Origin of the sequence: Thiomonas arsenitoxydans (genome assembly GCF_000253115.1) — a bacterium.
Taxonomy (GTDB): domain Bacteria; phylum Pseudomonadota; class Gammaproteobacteria; order Burkholderiales; family Burkholderiaceae_C; genus Thiomonas; species Thiomonas arsenitoxydans.
The window spans coordinates 2,811,811-2,830,511 of sequence record NC_014145.1; the positions used below are offsets into that span (position 1 = coordinate 2,811,811).

19 protein-coding genes and 2 pseudogenes are annotated in these 18,701 nt (G+C 63.0%); 11 read left to right on the plus strand and 10 right to left on the minus strand.

Annotation, left to right across the window (positions count from 1 at the left end; genetic code table 11):
- Positions 1–24: 24 nt before the first annotated feature.
- From THI_RS13220 to THI_RS13250, 7 genes and pseudogenes are all read left to right on the plus strand, one after another.
- A complete protein-coding gene (locus tag THI_RS13220) occupies positions 25–3,834 on the plus strand; it encodes a nitrate reductase subunit alpha (RefSeq protein WP_013106761.1) in 3,810 nt (1,269 codons plus the stop codon).
- 24 nt (positions 3,835–3,858) lie between these two features.
- The gene (gene narH, locus THI_RS13225) at positions 3,859–5,382 is read left to right on the plus strand and encodes a nitrate reductase subunit beta (RefSeq protein WP_013106762.1); all 1,524 of its coding nucleotides are present in this window, start codon (positions 3,859–3,861) and stop codon (positions 5,380–5,382) included.
- Between the two features lie 2 nt (positions 5,383–5,384).
- The gene (gene narJ, locus THI_RS13230; protein WP_013106763.1) at positions 5,385–6,140 is read left to right on the plus strand and encodes a nitrate reductase molybdenum cofactor assembly chaperone; all 756 of its coding nucleotides are present in this window, start codon (positions 5,385–5,387) and stop codon (positions 6,138–6,140) included.
- Positions 6,141–6,144: 4 nt separating this feature from the next.
- Positions 6,145–6,831, plus strand: coding sequence for a respiratory nitrate reductase subunit gamma (gene narI / locus THI_RS13235; protein ID WP_013106764.1), 687 nt, complete (start codon positions 6,145–6,147; stop codon positions 6,829–6,831).
- 17 nt (positions 6,832–6,848) lie between these two features.
- Positions 6,849–7,529 carry a peptidylprolyl isomerase gene (locus THI_RS13240; RefSeq protein ID WP_013106765.1) on the plus strand — a complete coding sequence of 227 codons (681 nt, stop codon included), beginning with the start codon at positions 6,849–6,851 and terminating at the stop codon, positions 7,527–7,529.
- A 28-nt stretch (positions 7,530–7,557) separates the two neighbouring features.
- Entirely contained in the window at positions 7,558–8,208 is a 651-nt protein-coding gene (locus tag THI_RS13245) for a nitroreductase family protein (RefSeq protein ID WP_013106766.1), read from the plus strand.
- 40 nt (positions 8,209–8,248) lie between these two features.
- Positions 8,249–8,631 (plus strand): annotated as a pseudogene (locus THI_RS13250) (carbonic anhydrase); the annotation flags it as partial.
- A gap of 172 nt (positions 8,632–8,803) precedes the next feature.
- Here THI_RS13250 and THI_RS13255 read toward each other — a convergent pair.
- Positions 8,804–10,123, minus strand: a complete 1,320-nt coding sequence (locus tag THI_RS13255; RefSeq protein ID WP_013104216.1) for an IS1182-like element ISThsp1 family transposase — start codon at positions 10,121–10,123, stop codon at positions 8,804–8,806.
- A gap of 74 nt (positions 10,124–10,197) precedes the next feature.
- On the opposite strand from THI_RS13255, the gene THI_RS13260 reads away from it, so the two are divergent.
- On the plus strand, positions 10,198–10,803 hold the full coding sequence (locus THI_RS13260; protein WP_013106767.1) for a nitrate reductase associated protein: 606 nt from the start codon (positions 10,198–10,200) through the stop codon (positions 10,801–10,803).
- Positions 10,804–10,883: 80 nt separating this feature from the next.
- Here the strand turns inward: THI_RS13260 and THI_RS13265 are convergent, their stop codons facing one another.
- Positions 10,884–11,072, minus strand: a complete 189-nt coding sequence (locus tag THI_RS13265; protein WP_157096566.1) for a helicase — start codon at positions 11,070–11,072, stop codon at positions 10,884–10,886.
- A gap of 83 nt (positions 11,073–11,155) precedes the next feature.
- Between THI_RS13265 and THI_RS13270 the strand changes: the two genes are divergently transcribed.
- The 3 genes from THI_RS13270 to tnpC all read left to right on the plus strand — a co-directional run bounded on the left by THI_RS13270 (position 11,156) and on the right by tnpC (position 13,493).
- Positions 11,156–11,524: a hypothetical protein gene (locus THI_RS13270; RefSeq protein ID WP_013104728.1), complete on the plus strand. Its 369-nt coding sequence runs from the start codon at positions 11,156–11,158 to the stop codon at positions 11,522–11,524.
- A 3-nt stretch (positions 11,525–11,527) separates the two neighbouring features.
- Complete coding sequence (tnpB, locus tag THI_RS13275) at positions 11,528–11,863, plus strand: IS66 family insertion sequence element accessory protein TnpB (protein WP_013105345.1); 336 nt, start codon at positions 11,528–11,530, stop codon at positions 11,861–11,863.
- Positions 11,864–11,933: 70 nt separating this feature from the next.
- Positions 11,934–13,493, plus strand: a complete 1,560-nt coding sequence (tnpC, locus tag THI_RS13280) for an IS66 family transposase (protein ID WP_013106769.1) — start codon at positions 11,934–11,936, stop codon at positions 13,491–13,493.
- 37 nt (positions 13,494–13,530) lie between these two features.
- Here tnpC and THI_RS19550 read toward each other — a convergent pair whose 3' ends face one another.
- From THI_RS19550 to THI_RS13315, 8 genes and pseudogenes are all read right to left on the minus strand, one after another.
- The gene (locus THI_RS19550) at positions 13,531–14,376 is read right to left on the minus strand and encodes a DEAD/DEAH box helicase (protein ID WP_321164553.1); all 846 of its coding nucleotides are present in this window, start codon (positions 14,374–14,376) and stop codon (positions 13,531–13,533) included.
- Positions 14,325–15,715, minus strand: a pseudogene (locus THI_RS19635) (TOTE conflict system archaeo-eukaryotic primase domain-containing protein). The gene THI_RS19550 and the pseudogene THI_RS19635 overlap by 52 nt, the downstream one beginning before the upstream one ends.
- Positions 15,712–16,047: a hypothetical protein gene (locus tag THI_RS13290; protein WP_013106770.1), complete on the minus strand. Its 336-nt coding sequence runs from the start codon at positions 16,045–16,047 to the stop codon at positions 15,712–15,714. The pseudogene THI_RS19635 and the gene THI_RS13290 overlap by 4 nt, the downstream one beginning before the upstream one ends.
- Positions 16,044–16,406 (minus strand): hypothetical protein, encoded by a 363-nt coding sequence (locus THI_RS13295; RefSeq protein ID WP_013106771.1) that lies wholly within the window; start codon positions 16,404–16,406, stop codon positions 16,044–16,046. Before THI_RS13295 ends, THI_RS13290 begins: the two co-directional genes overlap by 4 nt.
- A gap of 335 nt (positions 16,407–16,741) precedes the next feature.
- Positions 16,742–17,236, minus strand: coding sequence for a GNAT family N-acetyltransferase (locus tag THI_RS13300; protein WP_013106772.1), 495 nt, complete (start codon positions 17,234–17,236; stop codon positions 16,742–16,744).
- Positions 17,233–17,505, minus strand: a complete 273-nt coding sequence (locus tag THI_RS13305) for a type II toxin-antitoxin system TacA family antitoxin (protein WP_013106773.1) — start codon at positions 17,503–17,505, stop codon at positions 17,233–17,235. The genes THI_RS13300 and THI_RS13305 overlap by 4 nt, the downstream gene beginning before the upstream one ends.
- Positions 17,506–17,927: 422 nt before the next feature.
- On the minus strand, positions 17,928–18,308 hold the full coding sequence (locus tag THI_RS13310; protein WP_013106774.1) for a hypothetical protein: 381 nt from the start codon (positions 18,306–18,308) through the stop codon (positions 17,928–17,930).
- Positions 18,305–18,694, minus strand: coding sequence for a hypothetical protein (locus tag THI_RS13315; RefSeq protein ID WP_013106775.1), 390 nt, complete (start codon positions 18,692–18,694; stop codon positions 18,305–18,307). The genes THI_RS13310 and THI_RS13315 overlap by 4 nt, the downstream gene beginning before the upstream one ends.
- Positions 18,695–18,701 lie beyond the last annotated feature (7 nt).

An 18,701-nucleotide genomic window follows, 5' to 3' on the forward strand; every position in this document is an offset into this window, starting at 1 on the left:
TACCCTGAACCCACGGAGACCATCATGAGTCATTTTCTCGACCGCCTGACCCACTTCACCAAATCCCGGCCCAAGTTTGCCTATGGCCACGGCGAGGTCACCACCGAAGACCGCACCTGGGAAGACGCCTACCGCGGCCGCTGGCAACACGACAAGATCGTGCGCTCCACTCACGGCGTGAACTGCACCGGCTCGTGCTCGTGGAAAATTTATGTCAAGGGTGGCATCGTCACCTGGGAAACGCAGCAGACCGACTACCCGCGCACCCATCCCGACATGCCCAACCACGAGCCGCGGGGTTGTCAGCGCGGCGCCTCAGCGAGCTGGTATCAATATTCCGCCAACCGGGTGAAGTACCCGATGGTGCGCGGCCGCCTGATGAAAATGTGGCGCGAGGCGCGCAAGACCCTGGGCCCGGTCGACGCCTGGGCCAGCATCGTGCAGGACAAGGCCAAGCGCAGCGAGTACCAGAAGCTGCGCGGCATGGGCGGCTTTGTGCGTGCGGATTGGAACGATGTCAACGAACTCATCGCTGCCGCCAACACCTACACCATCAAGACCTACGGGCCCGATCGCATTTTCGGGTTCTCGCCGATTCCGGCCATGTCAATGGTGTCGTTCGCCTCGGGCGCGCGTTACATCAGCCTGCTTGGCGGTGTGATGGGAAGTTTTTACGACTGGTATTGCGACCTGCCGCCCGCTTCGCCGCAGACCTGGGGGGAACAAACCGACGTCCCCGAGTCGGCCGAGTGGTTCAACGCCAACTACATCATGGCCTGGGGCTCGAACGTGCCGCAGACCCGCACGCCCGACGCGCATTTCTACACCGAGGCGCGCTACCGCGGGGCCAAGACCGTGGCGGTTTCGCCCGATTACTCCGAGGTCGCCAAGCTCAGCGACGAGTGGCTGCATCCCAAACAGGGCACCGACGCGGCGATGGCCATGGCGTTAGGCCATGTGATCCTGCGCGAATTCCACTTCGGCGAAAAGCCTTCGGCCTATTTTCTCGACTATTGCCGTCGCCTCACCGACATGCCCTTGCTGGTGCGCCTGGAAGAACGCACCTTGCCCGACGGGCGCAAGGTGCTCACAGCAGGCCGCACGCTGCGCGCCAGCGATTTTGCCGACAAGCTTGGGCAGGGTGACAACCCCGAGTGGAAAACCGTGGCCTTCGGCAGTGAAGGCGAGGTGGTGCTGCCGCATGGCTCGATCGGTTTTCGCTGGCAAGCGCAGGGCGAGGCCAGGAGCCAATGGAATCTGCAGCCGCGCGACGCGCGCAGCGACAAGGAATGTGAATTGGCCCTCACCCTGATCGAGCGCATGGACGGCGCAGCCGAGGTCGGTTTTCCGTACTTTGGCGGAGTGCACGCCGAACACCATCCGGGCAATGTTCAGGACGACGTCCTGATCCGCAAGGTTCCCTACCGCACACTGAGTCTGGTGGACGACCGGGGGGAGCAAACCGCCGCAAGGGTCGCCACCGTGTATGACCTTCTTGCCGCGCACTACGGGATCGACCGTGGTCTCGGCGAAGAACCCCATCCTTGCGCCAAAAGCTACGCGGACAATGTTCCCTACACCCCTGCCTGGCAGGAAAAAATCACCGGCGTTCCCGCTGACGTTGTCGAACGCATCGCCCGGGAATTTGCCAGCAACGCGGACAAGACGCATGGGACCTCAATGGTGATCCTCGGCGCCGGGATCAACCACTGGTACCACGCCGACATGAATTACCGGGCCATCATCAACATGCTGATGATGAGCGGCTGTATCGGCGTGCCCGGCGGCGGCTGGGCGCATTACGTCGGGCAGGAGGCGCTTCGCCCGCAATCGGGCTGGTCGGTGCTGACGTTTGCACTGGATTGGGTCAAACCGCCTCGCCAGATGAATGCCACCAGTTTTTTCTACGCGCACACCGATCAGTGGCGCTACGAAAAACTGGGGGTCGATGAAATCCTCTCGCCCCTGGCCGATCCCAAGGCATTCGGCGGCAGCATGATCGACTACAACGTGCGCGCCGAGCGCATGGGCTGGCTGCCCTCTGCGCCGCAGCTCCAAGCCAATTCCCTGCACCTGGCGCGCGACGCCGCAGCAGCCGGGCTTTCCGCCAAAGACCATGTGGTCAACGGCCTCAAGAGTGGATCCCTGCACATGAGCTGCGAAGACCCGGACAACCCGGTGAACTGGCCGCGCAATATGTTCGTCTGGCGCTCCAACCTGCTGGGCGCCTCGGGCAAGGGTTCGGAGTACTTCCTCAAACATTTGCTCGGAGCGAACAACGGTGTGCTCGGTAGCGAACTCGGCCCCGATGATCCACGCCCGCACGAAGTGCAGTGGCGCGACGATGCCCCCGAAGGCAAGCTCGACCTGCTGGTCACACTGGACTTTCGCATGAGCAGCACCGGTTTGTTCTCCGACGTGTTGCTGCCTGCGGCGACTTGGTACGAGAAAAATGACCTCAACACCACCGACATGCACACCTTCATCCATCCGCTGTCGGCGGCCGTCGATCCCTCCTGGGAGGCACGTTCGGATTGGGAGATATTCAAAGGGATCGCGAGCAAGTTTTCCGAGGTCTGTGTTGGGCACCTCGGCGTCGAGCGCGATGTGGTGCTCACCCCGTTGATGCATGACAGCGCAGCGGAACTCGGTCAGGGACTGGAGGTACGCGACTGGAAACGCGGGGAAGTGGAACTCATTCCCGGCAAGACCGCTCCGAACATCACCGAGGTGCAGCGTGACTATCCCCATGTGAGCCAGTGTTTCACATCGCTTGGGCCGCTGATGGACAAACCAGACGGCGGTCACGGTCATGGCATTTCGTGGGATGCGAGCGAGGAGGTCCAAGCTCTGGGCGCACTCAACGGCCGGGTCAGTGAATCCGGCCCGGCTGAAGGCAGGCCGCGGATTTTGAGCGACATCGACGCCACCGAGATGGTGATGATGCTTTCGCCTGAAACCAATGGAAACGTCTCTGCCAAGGCCTGGGCTGCCTTGTCGAAAAAAACCGGATTGAATCTCAGCCACATGCCTGCGGGGCGAGAAGACGAGAAGATTCGTTTCCGGGACATCGTGGCGCAGCCCAGGCGGGTGATCAACTCGCCGACCTGGTCGGGCATCATCGATGAAAAGATTTGCTACAACGCCAGCTACTCCAATGTCCATGAAAACATTCCTTGGCGCACGCTGAGCGGGCGGCAGCATTTCTACCAGGACCACGCCTGGATGCGGGCCTTCGGCGAAGGTTTTGCCTTGTATCGCCCCCCGGTCAACCTCAAGGCCGTGCAGCCTGTGCTTGGCAAGTTCGCCGGGAACAAGGAAATCGTGCTGAACTGGATCACGCCGCACCAAAAGTGGGGCATCCATAGCACCTATGCCGATGGCCTGATCATGCTCACGCTCAGCCGTGGCGGACCCTGCGTGTGGATTTCCGAGGACGATGCCAAAGAGGCAGGGATCGTCGACAACGACTGGATCGAGGTGTTCAACGCCAATGGCGCGCTCGTCGCCCGCGCCGTGGTCAGCCAGCGCGTCAAACCAGGTATGGCCATGATGTACCACGCCCAGGAGCGCACGATCAATACCCCGGCGTCGCAGATCACCCAGGCCCGGGGCGGTGTGCACAACGCGGTCACCCGCGTGGTGCTCAAACCAACGCACATGATCGGCGGCTATGCGCAGCTCTCCTTTGGCCTGAATTACTACGGCACGATCGGCTCCAATCGCGATGCCTTTTGCATCGTGCGCAAGATGGACAAGGTGGACTGGATGGACGAGCCTGCGGGCCCGGCCTACAGCCACGAGCGTCCGTACCACATCGAACCGCAAGCCTGACCCCACGCCAACAGGAGAAACACAATGAAAGTTCGCGCCCAGATCGGCATGGTGCTCAACCTCGACAAATGCATCGGCTGCCACACCTGCTCCGTGACCTGCAAACAGGTCTGGACCACACGACCCGGGATGGAATACGCCTGGTTCAACAACGTCGAAACGAAACCCGGCATCGGCTACCCCAAGGAATGGGAAAACCAGAACAAATGGAAGGGCGGCTGGACTCGCACGGCAGGCGGCAAGCTGCAGCCCCGGCAGGGCTCGCGCCTGTCCATCCTGATGAAGATTTTCGCCAACCCCAACTTGCCGGAAATCGACGCCTATTACGAGCCCTTCACCTTCGACTACGAGCACCTGCACAAGGCGCCCGAACTCAAGGCCGCGCCTACCGCACGTCCGCGCAGTCTGATCAGCGGGCAGCGAATGGAAAAGATCGAGTGGGGCCCGAACTGGGAGGAGATTCTCGGCGGCGAGTTCGCCAAACGCAGCCGCGACGCCAACTTCGAGGCGATGCAGAAGGACATCTACGGCGAGTTTGAAAAGACCTTCATGATGTACCTGCCGCGGCTGTGCGAGCACTGCCTGAACCCGGCCTGCGTCGCGTCGTGTCCTTCGGGGGCGATCTACAAGCGCGAAGAAGACGGCATCGTGCTGATCGATCAGGACAAGTGCCGCGGCTGGCGCATGTGCATCTCGGCCTGCCCCTACAAAAAGATTTACTACAACTGGGAAAGCGGCAAGTCCGAGAAGTGCATCTTCTGCTACCCGCGCATCGAGGCCGGGCAACCCACGGTGTGTTCGGAAACCTGCGTGGGCCGCATCCGCTATCTGGGCGTGCTGCTGTACGACGCCGACCGCATCGAAGAAGCCGCCAGCGTGGCCAACGAGAAGGATCTATACGAGGCGCAGCTCGGCATCTTCCTCGATCCGCATGACCCGCAAGTCATCGATCAGGCCCGGCGCGACGGCGTGCCCGATGCCTGGCTTGAGGCCGCCAAGCGTTCGCCGGTTTACAAGATGGCGATGGAGTGGAAGATCGCCCTGCCGCTACACCCGGAGTACCGCACCCTACCGATGGTCTGGTATGTGCCGCCGCTCTCGCCCATCCAGACCGCGGTGCAAAGCGGCATGGTGAGCGACAACGGCGCGTTGCCCGATGTGTCGCAACTGCGCATTCCGCTGCAATACCTCGCCAACCTGCTGACCGCAGGCGACATCGCCCCAGTCAAGCGGGCGCTCGAACGCATGCTGGCGATGCGCGCCTATATGCGGGGCAAGCATGTCGATGGCGCGGCCGACGTGGCGGCCATCGAGCAGGTGGGCATGCCTGCGGCCATGGTGGAAGACATGTACCGCATCCTGGCGATTGCTAATTACGAAGACCGTTTCGTCATTCCGACCGCCCACCGCGAATATGCCGAAAACGCCTTCGACCTGAAGGGCTCATGCGGCTTCACCTTCGGCAACGGCTGCTCGGACGGAGAGTCCGCGCCCTCGCTCTTCAGCGGTAAGAAGCGCCGCACCTTTGCCATCAAAGCGGAGATGTAATCATGCACGATCTATCCCGACAATTACGCGCCCTGGCGCTGCTGCTCGACTATCCGAGCGAGGCGATGCAGACGCATCTCGCCGATCTCGCCTCGGTGCTGGGCGCACTTGAGCCCGACCAGCCTGCCCCGCGTGAATCGCTGCGTGGCCTGATCGACCATATGACCGCCGCCGATCTGATGGACTTGCAAGCCGAGTTCGTTGACACCTTCGACCGCGGTCGCAGCACCTCGCTCAATCTGTTCGAGCAGGTCCATGGCGACTCGCGTGATCGCGGCCAGGCCATGGTCGACCTGCTGGCGCAATACCAGGAAGTCGGCCTCGACCTGCAGGCCAAAGAGCTGCCGGATTACCTGCCGGTCTATCTCGAATATTGCTCGGTTCTCGACCCGAGCGCGGCGCGTGAAGCGCTGGAAGAGGTCGCGCTCCTGGTGGCGCATCTCACCGTCGCGCTCGACCGTCGGGAATCCCCCTGGGTGGCCGTGACGGCCGCTGTTTGCCGCCTCTGCGGTGTGAACGACTGGCGCGCCTTGGTGGAACAACAGACGGGACAAGAGACACGGCCGCCTACCCCCGGCCCGCGCGACATCCAGAAAGAAGGCCTGCCCGCCGACTGGACTCCCGCCGGACTCGATGCGGTGTGGGCCGAGGAGCCGGTGGACTTTCTTGGCGCCTGTAACCCGCAGCAGGCAAAGCCTTCCGTGCAGACCGTGCAGTTCATGCCGCGCGCTGCGCAACCTCACTCTGCAGGAGTTTGACATCATGAACTGGAACGACTTTTTCTTCGGCGTCTACCCCTACATCGCCGGCACCATCTTTCTGGGCGTCAGCCTGGTGCGTTTCGACCGCGAGCAGTATCTGTGGCGCAGCGAATCGAGCCAGATGCTGCGCACCGGCACGCTGCGCTGGGGCTCCAATCTGTTTCACATCGGCATCATCGGCCTGTTCTTCGGCCACCTTTTCGGCCTGCTCACACCGCTCGCCTTTTTTGAGGCGCTCGGGCTGGAACCGCATACCAAGCAGATCATCGCCATGGTCACCGGCGGCGCACTGGGCGTGTTGATTTTCATCGGTCTGGTGTTGCTGATTTGGCGCCGCATCAGCGATCCGCGCATCGCCGCCAACACCAAACCGATGGACTGGGTGACGCTGCTGTGGCTGCTGGCGACCTTGCTGCTGGGTCTGTCCACCATCATCGAGTCGGCGCAGCACACCGACGGCGTGGAAATGCTCGCGCTCATGTCCTGGGCCAAGCACATCGTCACCTTCCAGGGCATTGCCGCAGCCGCCTACATGGAACATGCATCCTTGATTTTCAAGGTGCACATTTTCTTCGGCCTGACCCTGTTTCTGATCTTCCCCTTCACCCGCCTGGTACATATCTGGAGCGGCTTCGCTTCCGTGGGCTATCTGCTGCGCCCCTGGCAACTGGTTCGCAGCAAGCGCTAAGACCTGAGGAGACTCAAATGGACACCCCAATTTCCGCACCCGACATGCAAACCGAAGTCGTGCTGGATCGTCTGCGCCAGCGCGCCGCCGAACTCGGCATTCAAGCCGGTGACGATGAAACCTTGCTTGAAGCGGTGCTGCAGCACGATGTGCATACGCCGGAGCCGGGCGTGGCTGAATGCGAACGCTATTACGCGCAGCACGCTGACGCCCTGCGCCAGGGCGATATGGTTGAGGCCGACCACATTCTGTTTGCCGTCACACCCTCCACCCCCATCGACGCCCTGCGCCACAAGGCCGAAGATACCCTCTACGCCCTGATGGCCGACAGCAGCGGCTTTGCCGAGATGGCGCGCGGCTTGTCCAACTGTCCGTCGGCCCAGATCGGCGGCAACCTGGGCCAACTCACCGCCGACCAATGCGTGCCCGAGTTCTGGCAAGCCTTTATGGAACATGCTGAGCCGGGTGTGCTGCCGCGACTGGTGCGCACTCGGTTTGGCCTGCATATTGTGCGTATTGCCCGCATCGCTCGGGGACAGTTGCCTCCGTTCGAGGCGGTGCAGGCGCAGATCGCACAGACCCTCAGACAACAATCACTGGTAAGGGCGCTGCAACTCTATGCTGAAGATTTGGAGCGGCATGCCACCCCGTCAGAGGGCTCTACGTCGGACGTTGCCTGTCCCAGCCCGCAAAACTGAAGGCCTCCAGACCGGCCGGAGTCACACCATGTCTGCCCTCTCGATACTCGACACGCCCGTACCGGGCACCGTGGGGCGCACCGCCTATGCCGACCTCACGGCAACGCTGATTCAAACCCGGCAGCAGCTCGCCCCCAAGCGCCTGTTCGCGCCAGGGCCGGATGCGCGGCAGATTCACGCCTATTTTCAAGCCGCAGCGGCGGCGCCGGATCATGGGCAGATTCTTCCCTGGCGCTTCGTTGTGGTGCCCGCAGCAAGCCGTGCTGCACTTGGCGAGGTTTTCGCTCAGGCCCTGCGGGAGCGCGACGCCAGCGCCAGTGACAAGGAACTGGCAGAGGCCCGCGACAAGGCGCACCGCGGGCCATTCGTCGCCCTGGCCATCGTGCGTGACGCCACAGACGATCACCCCGAAATTCCTTTGCAGGAACGGTTGATCTCTCTGGGCTGTGCGATTCAAAACCTGCTGCTCAGCGCTCATGCCGATGGATTTGGCTCTGGCCTGGTCAGCGGTCAGGCCATGCAGACCGCCCGCTTGCGCCGTTTATTTGCCATGGCGCACAACGAGCAGGCCGTGTGCTTCGTTGCCATCGGTACTGCAGACCGGCGCAAGCCCATCCGCCCGCGGCCTGACCCGGCCCTGTTCGTATCCGAATTGAACTGCGAGGCCGATCATGTCTGACGAGCAACTCGCGCGTCGTGCCACATCTGCTCACGGGCGCGGGGCCGGAGGCGCGCTGTATGGAGAAGCCCCGACCGAAGCCCGCAATCTAAATCCTGGCGGGGGTTGGGGAAAGAGACCATCCTGCCCGCCGCCGACCCTGAGCCCGAAGTACCGCGCCGCACAGAGCAGCGAGCGGTCGTTTTGCAACTCGAACGCTTGATGGACTACCCCATGGTGCGTCGGCGCGTCGAGCAACACAACCTCAGTCTGCCCAGTCTGCACGGTTGGCACTATGTGATCGAAGAGGGTCAGGTGCATGTGTTCGATGTGCGCGGTGGGCGCTTCATTCCGTCCTCCGAATCGGCCCATAGCGGCACGGCCCCCTATGCCGACGCTCCCGCCGATGACGGCCAGCCGACAGCTCTGCCCCGCGCCCTATGAATATCGCAGATCTAGGAGTCTGGGCGGCAGAATTCCGTGAACCTGTGCCGGAGCGCCGATGCTGGGCGAGCGGACTGTTTTTCGGGCACGGTCGGCATGGCCGGTCGTCTCACGCCCCCGAGAGGGCAGCAGCGGGCGTGTTGTGCGGGGCGGCCTGTGCCCCCATTTCTGTTCAGGCGGGAACCAACGAGGCCATCCGCCGGAGGTTCAGTGCTGCGCAGACGAGTTTCCACTCGGCGCGTACACGCTCAAGGCCGCGCAGGCTGAACTGGCGGAACCCCAGCACGCTCTTGATCCAGCCGTTGGGCGGCTCGGCGATCCACTTGCGCTTGCGATAGGCGGCGCGTCCCGCGGCGGTCTGCATCTTCGCGGCCATGGCCGCGGTGTGCGGCAGCCGCGCGGCATCGATGGCCGCGTGCTGCTTGCCTTCGCGCCCCAAGGCCACAACCAGATCGATCGGCGCATCGCGCAGGTTGTCCTCGCTGCGATAGCCCGCGTCGGCCAGACCCAGCGCGGGCAGCGCGCCCAGGTTCTCCTGGATCGCATCGATCATCGGCAGCAGCCAGTTGGCATCGGGTGCCGTGTTGTCCAGTTCCGCAGCCACGATGATGTGCGCAGCCTCGTCCACCGCCGTCTGCGCGTTGTAGCTGGGGTCGAAGCCGCCGCCGGCGCGCTTCATGATGCGGCTGTCCGGGTCGGTGAAGTTCTCCTGCGCCTTGTCTTCGGGCACGCCGAAGTCGCGCTTGAACCGCGCACCGCGCCGCGGCTTCCCATCCGGCCCCCGGGGACGGCGATCATCATCGTCACTGCGACCACGCTGCGCGTCGGCTTCACGCTGACGCTGTTCCAGCCGCTGGCGCGCCTGCCGGATCGCATCGAGTCGCGCCTCGCGCCGCTCGATCTCGGCCGGGATGTCGAGTTCGGGCTCCTGCGCCTCGGCCTCGTCGGTGGCCTTGGCGCGCGCCAGCAGCGCGTCGATCTGCTTTTTCAGTTCGACCTCGGTGTGCTGCATGCGCGCATAGCTCATGGCCTTGTGGCGGCTCGCGTTGGCCTTGACCTTGGTGCCGTCGATGGCCACCGTGCCCAGCTTGACCAGACCCATCTCGCGCGCCAGGCGCACGACCTGCACGAACAGGTCCGAGAATTCCTGGAGGTGCAGCGCACGGAAATCCCGGATCGTGCGGTGCTTGGGGAAGTTCCCTGCTGCCAGCATCCGGAACGCCAGGTCCTCGTGCAGCCGGCGCTCGATCTTGCGCGAGCTGAACACCCCGGTGGCGTAGCCGTACACCAGAACCTTGACCATCATCGCCGGATGGAAGGGCTGGTTGCGCGCTCCGCCACCCTCATAGCGCGCGTAGAACGCGCTCAGGTCCAGCGTGTCAATCGTGTCGTGGATGAAGTAAGCCAGGTGGCCCGGCGGCAGCCAGTCCTGCGGCGCCGCCGGCAGCAGCATCACCTGGTCCGGCTCATAGGGGCGGTAACTAGTGGGCATGCCGTATTAACGCACGCCCACCGTCCTACGTCGACCTCAACAACCTTCTGCCGCCCACACTCCTAGGCGACGCGGTGCGCCAGTCCATTTCGGCGCAGTTCGACATCCTGCCCCCAATTGCAGAGGTCAGTTCGCTGCTGTTCAACTTCGAATCGGACTATGCAAAGACCTTGTGCTGCATGCCCATGCTCGTGCGCTACAGACTTGATGAGTGCCGGATCAAACTCTCGCTGCAAGACTGGCAAACCCTCGATCTGGCAACGCGCAAAAGACTCATCACCGAGGACCTCGATCCACTTGGAGGGAAGAGACGCTATCGGCACCTGCTCGTGCAGGCCATCGTCCATCAGGCCAAGACCCGGGTGGTCAGAATGCCTGCAAGCCAGGAGGAATTGGAATGGAACTGCTTGTATCTGCCGGATCGCGTGCGGCAAGCCGCAGTGGATAAGGCCCTGCGACTTGATGGCCCGCGTGCCTGGTCAGAACTCAACGCCCTGCAACGCTTCACCCTGTTCAAACTGACCCGGCCGGGTCACAGGAATCGCAACTTCCCTCTTGCCCTGCGGGAGTTCGGCTTGTGCTCTCAGTCTGCGCCCAAAGAGAGGGGCGGCTCGACCACGGCCGATGCGCTGTTGGCACCGATGCCTGAACGCCCATGCAACAAGCCAACCCGAACCTGATTGCAACAGTGTGGCAGATTTGATGCCTGACGGGTCGCCTTGGTTGGCCCCGATCGCGTGATTCGCCCATGCCAGTGGCGTCACGCCACCGATACGTTGCCACCGAGTCGATACCCCATCGCCTTGTACCCACGCTGGCGTTTGTCCCACATCCGCAGCAGCGCCGGGTGACCGGTGTCCACAAAGTCGATGATCCGCACGTCAGTCTTGCTGGCGTGGTCACGGTGCAGGCGCCCGGCATACTGCTGCAGCGTCCCCTTCCAAGACACCGGCGTCGCAAGGTAAGCGTTTGCCGAACCCATCTTTTCAATGAGTCTGAGCTGAGCGAAGCTTGGGTTTTTTCGGGGGCTCCATGCGATCAGACAAACTCAGTGAAGAGCGGATTGATGAGATTCTGGCGATTCTTGATGAACTCAAAGCCAGCGGGATGAAGGCCGAAGCGTTTGCGCAAAGCAAGGGGCTGGGCTACGGGCAACTGCGCGGCTGGCTGTCGAGCGCGCCGCGCTGGCGCGCCCAACGCGCGGGTCTGGCCCTGCCGCCTCGGCGCAGCGCCTTCGTGCGCGCCCACTGCAACCCGTCCCCCGCTGCGGCTGCGGAGGGAAGCCCCCATCCCGGACACGCCCGCATCACCTGCGAGGGGGCCCAGCGCCGCGCCCAGATTGACTGGCCCGTGGCCCACGCAGCCGAGTGCGCGCAGTGGCTGCAGGCCTGGCTGGGATAAGCCATGCTGCGCATGGAGGCCATCTGGCTGGCCGTGGGCGCCAGCGATCTGCGCGGCGGCATGGACAGCCTGCTGGGGCAGGTTGTGGCCCGGTTTGGCTCAGCACAACGCCACCATGCCTACGTGTTTGCCAACCGCCGCGCCACCCGGCTGAAGGTGCTCGTCTTTGATGGCTCGGGGATCTGGCTGTGCACGCGCCGACTGCAAGAAGGCCGGTTTGCCTGGCCGCAGGACGATCATGAGGCGCTGCACCTGAGTGCCGAGCAATGGCGCTGGCTGGCCGCCGGCCTGCCGTGGCAGCGCATGACCGCGCACGCCAGCGCCATTGCCGTGGTGTAGTCCCCCCGGGCGTTTGTCGATCGGGGCAACTCCCGATTCTCGCGCGCGCGTGCGCGCGAGAGAATTCGGCATGGTCAGCGCCATCGACGACGACAAACTCCAGTCCCTGGGCGACGATCCGGCGGCGCAGTACGCGCGCACGGTCATTGCGCAGTTCGGTGCACAGATCGCGCACCAGCGTGCCGAGCTCAAATTTCAATCGACCAAGATTGCGGCCCTGAGCTTCGAGCTGGCGCGCCTCAAGCAATGGCGCTTCGGCCAGTCCAGCGAGAGCCTGGACACGCAAGGCCAGCTCTTCGACGCCAAGACGCAGGCGCTGCTGCAAGCCGAGGAACAGGCCGAGGACCGCGCCGCCGATGAGGAGCGCACCGCCCCAGGCAAACGTCTCCCCAAACGCCAGCCCCTGCCCAGCCAGTTGCCGCGCATCGAACACCGCTACGAGATCGACTCCGGCCTGTGCCCGCAGGGCCACGCCCTGCGCCGTATCGGGCAGGAGATCAGCGAGCAGCTCGACTGCGAGCCCACACGCTTCTTCGTGCACCGGCACGTCCGCGGCAAGTACGCCTGTGCGTGCTGCCAGACGGTGTTGGCTGCACCCCTGCCAGCGCAACTCATTGACAAAGGCATTCCCGCCCCCGGCCTGCTGGCGCAGGTGGTGCTGGCCAAGCACGACGATCACCTGCCGTTGTACCGCCAGGAGGAGATTTACCGCCGCAGCGGCGTGCACCTCCCGCGCTCGAGCATGGCGCAGTGGGTGGGCCTGTGCGGCGTGCGCCTGGAACCGCTGGCCCAGGCCCTCAAAGACCATCTGCTGGAGCAACCCGTGCTGCATGCCGATGAGACCCCGGTAGCCGAGCTCGCTCCGGGCACGGGCAAGACCCACCGCGCCTATGTCTGGGTGTACCGCAGCGCGGCTACGCCGGCCGTGGTGTTTGACTATTGCGCCAGTCGTGCCGGTGCGCATGCGCGCGACTTTCTGCAGGACTGGTCAGGCACCTTGCTCACCGATGACTTCAGCGGTTATAAGGCGCTGTATGCCCAAGGGAGCGTTGTGGAGGCGGGTTGCTGGGCGCATGTACGCAGAAAGTTCTTCGAGGCGCACAAGCTGGCGGGCAGCGCGATTGCGCAGGAGGCGCTTAAGCGCATCAAAGCCTTGTATGCCATTGAGCAGACCCTTCAGGAGCATCCGCCCGATGGGCGCACCGCGCTGCGCCAGCGCCAAAGCCAACCCCTGCTCGATGCCTTGCACGCCTGGCTGATCGGGCAGCGCTCGCTCTTGGCCAAGGCCGACGCCACGGCGCGGGCCATCGACTATGCGCTGGGCCGGTGGCGGGCGTTGTGTGTGTTTGCCACCGATGGGCGCGTGCCGATCGATAACAACGCGGTGGAAAACGCGATTCGGCCTCTCGCCCTGGGCCGTAAGAATTGGCTCTTCGTGGGCTCGCCCCAGGCCGGCCGCCGAGCCGCCGTGCTCATGACGCTGATCGAATCGGCCAAGCTGTGCGAGGTCGACCCCTGGGCCTATCTCAAGGATGTGCTGACGAAGCTGCCCACCTGGCCCAACAGCCGTCTGGGCGAATTGCTGCCGCACAACTGGGCGAATACCAATCCCCCTGCACTCAGCACCTGACCTTCACTTCGGGTGTCAAGAGGGGTTGGCGGGACGCTTACGTCGCAAGGACCAGGGTGTCGAGCGGCGGGTGATCGAATCCCTCGCCAACCAGCTTGCCGGTGGACAGGAGGACGCGCGGCGCATCGGGCGCAAGTGCATCCAGATCAGCCACCAGCGCCGCTCGCTGCTTCCTGGACATTCGGCCGTGCAAAACGAAGGGCGCCGGCTCCAACCCATCGAGCGCCGCCTTGATCGCATCGAGGTGTTCAGTGCGTTCGGTCAGAACCAGCACCTTGCGTCGCTGCGCGACGGCTTCACGCACCTCGGAAGCGATGGCTTCTGTTCTGGCCTGGTCATTGGCGAGATGCCGAAACACGTCCTGAATGCCTGCATCGGTTGGCAGATCCATCCGTGTGAAGCGTGAACGCGGCAGCACCTCGAGATCGTGCGGTGCACTGGCTGGCGTCGCCGCCGTGTATCGGATCGGACCGCACTGCATGAAGATGATGGGCTGGTGACCATCACGGCGGATCGGCGTCGCTGTCAGGCCCAGCACATATTTCGCTTTCGCCCGTTTCAGGATGGCGTCGAAAGACGCCGCGCCGACGTGATGACACTCGTCGACGATCACCTGCCCATAGTCCTCGACCAGTGGGTTCACCTCGCCCTGGCGGGACAGGGACTGCATCACGGCGATATCGATCTTGCCCGTCGGTTTGGCCTTGCCGCCGCCAAAGGCGCCGACCACGCCCTTGGCGACGCCCAGAAAGGCTTGCAGGCGCTGCTGCCACTGCTTGAGCAGTTCCGTGCGATGCACCAGCACCAGGGTGTTGACGCCCCGCCGGGCAATCATCGCGGCGGCTGTGACCGTCTTGCCGAAGGCGGTTGGCGCGCACAGCACCCCGGCATCGTGGGGGAGCAGTCCGGCAACTGCGCCTCCTGATCGAGGCGCAGGCTGCCGACGAACGACACGTCCAGCGGCTGGCCGCCGAAGCGTTCGTCTCGCAGGTCACAGGCAATGCCGTTCTCTCGCAGCAAGGACAGCGCGGCATCCAAGCACCCCCGCGGCGGGGCGATGTGCTGGGGATAGCGCTCGGCGCAGCCAATGACGCGCGGCTTGTCCCACACCGACATCCGCATCGCCTGGGCCTTGTAGAACTCAGGGTTCTGGAAAGCCGCCAGCCGGATCAGCCGGTTGGCCAGAGCCTGCGGCAACTCGGCCTTCTCGAAATAGATCAAATTGGCCAGCGTGACGGTCAGTGCCTTCGGCATCAGCCCGGCCAGCTTCTTGGTCGATATGTTCTCGCGCCTCCAAGGGGTGGCTAGGTCCTCGTCATCGATGAAGTTGACATCCAGCGGATGGACGCCACCCGTGGCCCGCAGGATGGTCGGCTCGATGTCGTGCGCGTCCATCGACTGGATCGACGCGAGAAACGCCCATTGATCGGGGTACGGTCGAAGACCCGCATCGACGAAGACGCTGAAACCCTGCTCCCTCGGACCCCTCTGCAGCGGCAAGGCGATCAGGTTGCCGAACCCGCCCTTGGGCATGGTGTCCTGGTTCGGAAACAGCCGGTCATAGGATTCCAACTTCAATTGCCGGGTACGCGAACAAGTGTGGCTGATGATGGCAGTGCCAAGGCGTCGGGCGTCAAGTGCAGAAACGCGGCGGGCGAAAAACACCCACGCATGCGCGCCATTCCAGAGCGAGAGATTTCCAGCGCAGCCGGAACCCCCAGTTCGTGGCAGGATTGCATGAAGGCTCGAGCATCATCACGCCAGTCTGCCTCGTCAAAATCGACTGCAAGAAAGTGGCAGGTGTCATCCTCCAGCAGAGGATAGACGCCGATCGTGTGCTTGCCAGCCAGATGGTCGTAGATCACCGCATCGGACAGCGGGATCAGCAGACGGTTGCCGCAGTCACCGCACTTGATACGCGGCTTCTCACAAACACTGGCACGCCACTCGTTGACGCAGGCTGGGGCATAGCCCGATTTGCCAGAGGTCTTGCCCTCCCAGCGGATCGGGTACACATCTGTTCGCCCGCGAAATAGACGGCGGAACAGTGCCACCTTCTCAGCAGTGGACAACCGGGATGTCTCGGGCTCCTGTTCGACAACTACTGGCTGTGGCAGCGCCCGCCATTCGATCCCATGAGATTCGAGCAGTGAGATCAGGCGGGCGTTTTCGGCTTGGAGGACTTCCAGTTCCAAGGCCAGATCGACCTCCGAGCCGTTCATCCGGCGCGAACCGCGGTGAAAGCCGAGTCGTCGCCCAGATAAATGAAAATGCGCCTCTGCGCCTGATCGCCTGTCACCTCCAGCCAGCCGCGCCCGCTCATCGGGTCGTTTTCATCAGCGCCCGACCAGGAGAATTCAACACGCACCACGCCGCCAACCCCGCCGACACGAGCATCGATGTCGCCCTGCACCAAGCCGAATTGGAACGCGCCCGTCAAATCGTCACGGAGCGTGATATGCGCCGGAACTTCGCTATCAAAGTAATCAGCGTCCCAGACTTCCATGCCGGTAATGCGACAGGCGCCCAGCACAGCCTTCTCGGATTTGTTCATTCGTCCCCCTCCAATCCAGCCTCCGACCAGATGTGATCAAAGTCATCACCCACGCCCCAGCCGACGTCCTGGCCGAGTTGGCGCACTCGGTCGAGCCGGGCGAGGAATGCTTTCTGCTGCGCCTTGGGCAAGGCCAGCACGTATTTGAGCGCCTGCTCGAACATCCGCACCAGCGCGTCATAAAAGCCATCGTGGTCCATGCCGCATCCGGCCAGAAAATCGAACACGTCCTCGCAGTAAAACACCGTGAGTTCGGCCAAGCCCTCGGGCTGACCAACCGCCTTTTTGTAATCGCTGGTGGCCTTTTTGGCCTTGGCTACAGAGATCGGGTTGCGAAAGTGCTGCGGGTGCCAGGCCAAAGCGGCTTGTCAAGTCAGGCCGCCCAACTTCACCCATGTAGTACAGACGAAAGTCGATATACGCCAAGCGCTCGCGTTGGGCTTGGCTCAAACTTTCGACACGCTGAGAGTGCATGGTCAGAGACTCCTGATCCATGCATCACGACCGAAAGACCGCGAGATTTGGATTCACCACTCATCATGGCACCTTGCATGTCATCATTTTGATTACATGACGCGCCATCACCTGTATCTGAGAAAAGAGGGTTAGGTGCCGCTGTTCGCCCAGTCGCAGGCTCCGAGGTGCGTGGGCAGGCCAGCAAAGAAGCCAAGCTCGGCATTTGCTGCCCGCTGGATCAAGGCTTGACGGAGTTCAAGCGCAGCATCAGCGTCATCGGATGCTGCAGCGACTCCTGGAAGCCGTAGTGCTCGTAGAACTGCTTGGCGCGGTCGTGCAGGGCGTGGACGAGCAGCGCCCGCACGCCAGCGTTCTGCGAAACGCTCACGGCGCGACCGACTGCGTCCTGCAGCAAAGACGCTCCGAGCTTGACGCCCTGCGCTCGATGGTCGACAGCCAGTCGGGCCAGAACCATCACTGGAACAGGATCGGGCATGTTGCGTCGCACGCTGCTGGTTGCCGCCTGATGTGAAACCGCACCTGCGGCCATCGCGTAATAGCCGAAGACTCGCGCTTCCTGGTCCGTGACCACGAAGGTGCGGCTGGCGCCGCTCAATTGGTTGGTTAGTGCCCGGCGCTTGAGCCATTCATCGAGACTGGCTTCACCGCAAGCGAAATCGTCCAGGATGTGGGTGGCGACGAGCGGATTCGGTGCGCTTAAGTGCAAGCTCATGCCGTATCGGTGCTCCAGGGCGCCTTGACGGACATGAGACGTTCAAGCCCGGGGTTGGGGCCGATAGGTGCGTCGAGCATCGCGGTGAACTGCTTGAACTTTTCAGTGTCCAGACTGAAAAAGACCTGATCGAGCACCACTGACTGGGCGCGGTCGCAGGCTGCTTCAAGCATGAAGTCTGATCGATTCTTTCCGAGCAGGCTGGCGGCGTGATCGATCAGGTCGCGCTGCTCAGGCAGGGCCCGCAGATTGATGGCGGCGTCACGCATTGGTTTTCTCCTATTTGTGCATACACAAAAGATATACAAATTGTGACACAGCGTGTAGCCGTTGTCAATACGCTAGCCCGCCCATCAAGCGCCACACGAAAGCCACACGAGAGTTCGACACTATGCTGACTCGTTAGACCCGGCATGGACCGAATACTTCCAGCTTCGAGGCGACCACCCGGTGCTGCGCGTTGCGCCGCCATGCATCCTCAAGCATGGGTCACACCAAGGACGCGGGAACGTTGTTGCGACGCCCTCGTATGCTGCCAAGCTGTTGTCCTTAGCCGCGCCTGCGTCGATCCTTGCTGCCATTGCGCGACAACCAGAAAACTAAGCCCGTCAATGCGCCTACACCGATCACGGCGACGGCGCACATCACATAAATCCCTGTGACTATTGTCATGGAAGTTCCAAGCTCAAATTTAACCCGAAGGTTGTCGTTCTAGGCGACGACGCAGAATGCCTGGCCCGTCGGTCAACGCTCCGCAGGCGATGAACTCATGATAGAAGTTGCCGAGCGCATCAAAGGCGCTCATGGAGGGGTCGGTGACGACTTTCTGCACGCTCGCCTGGAGGATGCTGGCAAACCCTTTGAGGGGCGCCATCCTGAGTTCGGGGTGAACCCGGTTCAGTGCGGGCGATTTTTCGATGAAGGCAAACTGGCCGAGCAGCGTGCCGACTTTTTGCTGCGGCCCAAATCCCTTCTGGATCATGTATTCGTTGGCGGCACGGTAAATTTTCTCGTCGTCTGAGTCGCACGGCATGGTTTCGCTGCCGTCGGTCAGCCGCTTTGAGACTTTCAACCGGCGCGGTCTTTGCGCAGAAACTGCGTGATGCCGTAGATCGCGCCGCCAGCCAGGCCCAGTTTCAGGAGGCGTCCGAGCAGCAAGCGCGAAAGACGCCTGCGCAGCAGCATCGAGACGACGGAGCCCATGATGGAGCCAACGTAGGGGTGGCTGCGGGTAAAGCGAAAAAGACCCAGCACCGAACTGGCCGGGTTGAGCGCACCAAGCACCGAGCCGGAGAGAGCGGCCTTGATCAACCGACCTGGCTGCGCCCGCTCGCGAAACTGCTCCGCCGCCTGCACGAACTCGACGCGCTCGACGGCGATGCGCGCCACTAAAAGCTGCTTGCGTACGGAGGTCGGCAACTGCTTGGTGAAGTCGGCTGAAGGCTGAGTCATGGCCATGGTGCGA

Excerpts from the sequence above, each read along its gene's own strand:
- THI_RS13220 (WP_013106761.1), top strand. The coding sequence starts at position 25 with ATGAGTCATTTTCTCGACCGCCTGACCCACTTCACCAAATCCCGGCCC.
- narH (WP_013106762.1), top strand. The coding sequence starts at position 3,859 with ATGAAAGTTCGCGCCCAGATCGGCATGGTGCTCAACCTCGACAAATGC.
- narJ (WP_013106763.1), top strand. The coding sequence starts at position 5,385 with ATGCACGATCTATCCCGACAATTACGCGCCCTGGCGCTGCTGCTCGAC.
- narI (WP_013106764.1), top strand. The coding sequence starts at position 6,145 with ATGAACTGGAACGACTTTTTCTTCGGCGTCTACCCCTACATCGCCGGC.
- THI_RS13240 (WP_013106765.1), top strand. The coding sequence starts at position 6,849 with ATGGACACCCCAATTTCCGCACCCGACATGCAAACCGAAGTCGTGCTG.
- THI_RS13245 (WP_013106766.1), top strand. The coding sequence starts at position 7,558 with ATGTCTGCCCTCTCGATACTCGACACGCCCGTACCGGGCACCGTGGGG.
- THI_RS13255 (WP_013104216.1), bottom strand. The coding sequence starts at position 10,123 with ATGCCCACTAGTTACCGCCCCTATGAGCCGGACCAGGTGATGCTGCTG.
- THI_RS13270 (WP_013104728.1), top strand. The coding sequence starts at position 11,156 with ATGCGATCAGACAAACTCAGTGAAGAGCGGATTGATGAGATTCTGGCG.
- tnpB (WP_013105345.1), top strand. The coding sequence starts at position 11,528 with ATGCTGCGCATGGAGGCCATCTGGCTGGCCGTGGGCGCCAGCGATCTG.
- tnpC (WP_013106769.1), top strand. The coding sequence starts at position 11,934 with ATGGTCAGCGCCATCGACGACGACAAACTCCAGTCCCTGGGCGACGAT.
- THI_RS13290 (WP_013106770.1), bottom strand. The coding sequence starts at position 16,047 with ATGAACAAATCCGAGAAGGCTGTGCTGGGCGCCTGTCGCATTACCGGC.
- THI_RS13300 (WP_013106772.1), bottom strand. The coding sequence starts at position 17,236 with ATGAGCTTGCACTTAAGCGCACCGAATCCGCTCGTCGCCACCCACATC.
- THI_RS13305 (WP_013106773.1), bottom strand. The coding sequence starts at position 17,505 with ATGCGTGACGCCGCCATCAATCTGCGGGCCCTGCCTGAGCAGCGCGAC.
- THI_RS13315 (WP_013106775.1), bottom strand. The coding sequence starts at position 18,694 with ATGGCCATGACTCAGCCTTCAGCCGACTTCACCAAGCAGTTGCCGACC.